Below are 5,207 nucleotides of genomic sequence, written 5' to 3' on the forward strand. Positions count from 1 at the left end.
CGGGAGGCGAATCGGCCACGGACGCTGATGGCGCACTCGGCGCGGCCGCCCTTTTCGCCGAGGAGGATCTCCATGGTGGGGGGCGTGCCGTCCGCCGGCATGGAAATGTGCTTGGTCCAGGGCAGCTTGGAGCGGGTGAGCATGCCACTGGGCAGGGCGACGTCGCCGCCCTTGCTGACCGAGACGCTGACATCTGCCGTGCCCGTGACGGTGTAGGTGACGTCGTACGTCGGGATCTTCGCCTCCTCCGTCTCCTTCTGACCAGGGCGTGAGACCAGGGCGATGACCAACGCCGAGACGGCAAGCAGCACCAGCCCACCGAGGAGCAGAGCCCGGGACACCCAGCGCACCGGATCGGCCGGGGTGGCTGCTGCGGCCTGTCCTCCCTCGGGGACGTCTTCCGATTCCGTGGTCTTCATCTCCGCCTGTCCGGTGGGAGTCATGGCTTCTCTCTCCTATGCCTGCTCATGAAAGTCGGCCCCTTATACCGGATTGGCTGGTAGTGAATCCACTCCATTCACAATTCGGTTTATTTTAACGATTCTTGACGCGGAGACAATTGAAAGAAAGTGTCGGCACATATCGGGCTATCGCCGACTGGTTGACATGGCTTGTCGGGACTCTCTAGCGTTCTCGCGCTCGGTCTGATGGCTTTTCAATGTGCTGCTGAACGTGGCTGGTTGGGTCCACAGGCCGGGTGCGATCGGGCTGTTTCGCCCAAGTGCGAAACGGCTCGTTTTGCTGCGCTCATCCGGGTGCGGTGAATGAGATGAGAGGAATTTCTTCGTGGTTTCGAAATATAGACGGTTGCTGGCCGTCGCAGTGGTGGGGGCATTGTGCAGCCCGCTGCTGCAGGTGCCGGCATTCGCCGCTACGGCGAGCGGGTCGGAGGGCGACAAGCCCGGTCTGATCGACACTGTGAAGGGCTGGTTCTCCGACGAGGGCGAGGGCGACGACAAGCCCGGGCGCTCCGCTCGGACCGACGTCCCGCAGCGCCAGCGGCTCGCCCACGGCAAGAAGGCGCCGAAGGCCGCACGCCTGAAGGAGCTCACCGGCAGACGCACGGCCAACGCGCGTTACTGGCAGCTCTCGGACGGGCGTATCGAGGCTGAGATCTCGGGACGCGCGACGTCGTACCGGGACGGGAAGGGCTGGAAGCCGATCGACACCACGGTCCGGCAGACAGGCCGTAACGGCTTCGATTACGCCAACACCACCAATACGGGGCGCAGTTACTTCGGGTCGGACCCGAGTCGCCTGATGCGGTTCGAGGCGGAGACCGGGCAGGCCGTCACTCTCGGTCTGGTGGACGGCCCCAAGGGGGTCGGGAAACTCAAACCCCGGGCTGAAGGTGCGACCGTCAGCTACTCCGGTGCCATGGGTGAGGCCGACCTCGTCTACAACGTACTGCCGGGCGAGGTGAAGGAGGACATCGTCCTCACTCAGCGGCCCACCGCCGCGCAGAAGTTCACCTTCAGGATGGCCACCGAGGGGCTGACTCCCAAGCTGCGCAAGAGCGGCGCGATAGACCTGTACGGGGAGTTCTCCCGGCGCCCGGTACTCACCATCCCTGCGCCCTTCATGACCGACGCCAAGAAGGCGCACAGCGACGCGGTCGGCCAGCGCCTGGTCAGGGAGGGCAAGGGCTGGCGGCTCACTGTGGAGCCCGACGCCAAATGGCTGGCCGCGCCGGAACGGAAGTATCCGGTCGCGATCGATCCCACGGTCAGCATTGCCACCCAGGTGCCCGGCATGCAGGACACCATGATCGCCTCTCAGGCGCCCACCTTCAACTACAACGACGACGACGGCGCGGGCACCCGCTACCCGCTCAACGTCGGCACCAACGCCTTCGGCATCGTTCGCTCCCTGGTGAAGTTCCCGCTCGGCTCCATCCCGGGGGGCACCAAGATCGACAGTGCGCAACTCAGCCTGTATTACGATAAAACGCACACCACCAATGCCAACAGTATGACCGTCGAAGCTCACCGGGCCACCGCGGCCTGGGACGAGACCAAGGCCACCTGGAGCACCGCCCAGGGCATCACCGGTGAACTCTCCGGCACCTCGGTCACCGTGGATGACGGCGACGCGGGCACCACTGCGGCTGTCGGCGAGTGGCCGGTAGTGGGTACCACCGGCGGAATCAATATCGGCAATGACTACGCGTACAACAAGAACACCGCCACGGGGGAGTCGTACACCTGGCAGCCCAAGCTGCCCGAGTCCGGCACCTACACGGTCGACGTGCACCACGCCGGTACGGCCGACGCGACCACCGTGGCCCCGTACACGGTGACGTACAACGGCGGAACCGCACCGTACACGGTCAACCAGACCACGGGCACCACCGGTGTGTGGACGAAGCTCGGTTCGCACTCCTTCGCCGCGGGTACGGCCGGCAAGGTCGTCCTCGGCGACACCGGTGACTCCACCAAGCGGACCATCGCCGACGCGGTCCGCTTCACCAAAGCCGCGACGGTGACCAAGGGCGCGAACGCCCTGAACAGTGTCCGGCACACCTTCTCGGTCACCGACACGGTCCAGTCCTGGATCAACGGCACCAACGTCAACAACGGTTTCGTGCTCAAGGCAGCGGACGAGTCGGTGCTGGGCAAGGGCGGGCCGAGCTATGTCTCCTCCGAACTCGATAACGGAATGTTCAGTTGGCAGGCCGACGAGCCCACGGTCTTCCCCAAGCTGACCGTCACCTATGGCCGTCCCGGCGTCACCCTCGCCGCACCCGCCACGATTCACGACACCGGTGCGGAGCTGTCCTGGTCCGCGTACGTCGATCCATCGACCGCCACCGGTGACGACATCGTCGAATACCAGGTGCACCGCGGTACGACGCCCGACTTCACCGCCTCGGCGGCGACGCTCGTCGCGCCGGTGGCCAAGACGTCAACGAAATACACCGATACCTCCGCCGAGCCGAGTGAACCGAGGGCAGAGGACGGGATCAAGACCTACTACTACATGGTCGCGGTGAAGAACCAGGACGGGCAGCTCATCAGCGCTCCGACCCAGCGGGTGATCGCGCCCTACCCCAACCGGACCACTCAGATCATTCAGGCCGGTGCCACAGCCGCGGACGCCACTGTGTCCGCGACAGAGTCGACCACGGCCCATGACACGGTCAGCAACAATGGTGCCGCGCAGAAGTGGCTTGCCGTCGGCAACAACTCGACGACTCTCGGCGTCACGCGTGCGCTGCTGAAGTTCCCGGTCCCGGCCCTGCCGTCGAGCGCCCGGCTGCTGGGCGCGGACGTCAGGCTCTGGAGCGCCACCACGACCAGCGCCACGAACGGTGCCGCCTTCGACATCCACGGTCTGAACAAGGACTTCGACGAGACCGCCACCTGGACGAAGGCGAACGCCACGACCAACTGGACAGCACCAGGCGGCGACTTCGGCTCCCTGCAAGGCCAGCAGTCCTTCTTGACGCGCAATGAGTCCGGCTGGCACGAGTGGTCCGTCACGTCACTCGCACAGAGCTGGCTGAACAACCCGACGGTCAACAAGGGCGTACTCCTCAAACTGAACAACGAAACGGGCACAGGGCCGCAGGAGCAGACCATGTTCCTGTCCTCGGAGGCATCCGAAGCTCAGTTGCGACCACAGCTGGTACTGACCTACCTCGATACGTCCCGGACGTACTCCGCGCCCCAGACACCGGCCCGGATGATCCCCGGTGACACCATCACCACGCCGGTCAACGTCTCCAACACCACCGGCGCCCGATGGAGAATCGCGGACTATGTGCTGTCCTACCGGTGGTCCTTGCCCGACGGCACCGACGTCACCAACGGCGGAAACCAGATCCAGTCGGCAATCCCCGGCGGCATGGAGGAAAGCTCCCTCTCGGTCGGTGAGACGGCCGTAGTCGATGCCCGGGTGAAGGCCCCGATCAACTCGGACTCCGGCAACAAGCGCACCGAATACGTCCTGACCTGGGATGTCTACAACAAGGCAACAGGCCAGTGGCTCTCGCAGTCGGCTGGCATCGCCGGTCTTCAGCAGCGCGTCGCGGTGGAGGACCCGACCTCGAACCAGTTGGGCCTGGAGAAGTTCTACACGTATACAGGCAAGAACACCGGCGCCGGTTCAACGGTGATGAACAACGTGAACGCCGGCAACAACGTCTGGTCGTACAACGTCTTCAGCAACCCGGGCCGCGGTCTGTCGACCTTCGCCCGGCTGAACTACAACTCGCTCGACACCTCCGACACAGCACTGGGCCAGGGCTGGTCGGGCCAGGCGGCCGCCCCGCTGCGGCTGGGCGGGGCGCTCGACTTCCATCCGAACCCGAACCCGACGGAAGTGACGCTGCCGGACGGTGACGGTACCTCGCACATCTTCCGCTGGGACGCCGCAACCAGCACCTGGAAGGCGCCTGCGGGTGTTCATTACCTGCTGGAACGCGTGGCGGGGGCCGACTGCAACCCCGGCAAGGGCGGCGACCTGCGCGCGTGGAAGATGACCCGTCCGGACCGGACCCAGTTCTGGTACGACTGCGACGGATACATCACGTCGATCGCCGACAAGAACGGCAACACCCAGACCTACACCTACGAGAAGCTCACCTCCGGCAACAAGCGGGCCAAACTGCTGCGCTACGTCACCGACCCGGCGGGGCGCAAGAGCCTGACCGTCAATTACTACGCGAAGGGTGAGACCTACCCGTACATCGACGACGCCGGTGTGAAGCAGACGGGGACCAACCTCACCAACCCGAAGATCATCGACCATGTCAAGTCGATGACCGACATCTCGGGCCGCACGGTGTCCTTCGTCTACAGCGACAAGGGCCTGATGGGCGAGATGACCGACGGCGACGGCTCGTCCCAGCCGAAGGTCTTCCGGTTCACCTATGACGCGACGCAGGGCAACAAGAACGTCAAGCTGGTCAAGGTCACCGACCCGCGGGGCAACGCGACATCGCTGGACTACTACGCCCCGAAGGACGGCGACGACCCCACGTTCCACTGGCGGGCCAAGACGATCACGGACCGGCTGGGCGGCTCCACGGTCTTCGACTACGTCGACCCCGACGGTACGTCCGGTTCGACGATCCAGACGAAGACCACGGACGCCGAGAACCACGCCACCACCTACGTCACGGACGGCTACGGCCGGGCCACCCAGATCACCAACGCCAAGTCGCAGGCGACCAAGCTGAACTGGGACGCGGACAACAACGTGAC

At 65.0% G+C, this 5,207-nt stretch carries 2 protein-coding genes; one reads left to right on the plus strand and one right to left on the minus strand.

Features of this window, described 5'->3' with window-relative positions; all coding sequences use genetic code 11:
• A partial coding sequence (locus tag AB0I23_RS41025) for a hypothetical protein (protein ID WP_359118321.1) occupies positions 1-443 on the minus strand: 443 nt, incomplete at its 3' end.
• Positions 444-786: 343 nt separating this feature from the next.
• Here AB0I23_RS41025 and AB0I23_RS41030 point away from each other — a divergent pair.
• Positions 787-5,207 (plus strand): DNRLRE domain-containing protein (locus AB0I23_RS41030; protein ID WP_359118323.1); only part of this gene is annotated, 4,421 nt, incomplete at its 3' end.

The sequence above is a fragment of the Streptomyces atratus genome, assembly GCF_040655115.1.
Lineage (GTDB): Bacteria > Actinomycetota > Actinomycetes > Streptomycetales > Streptomycetaceae > Streptomyces > Streptomyces atratus_D.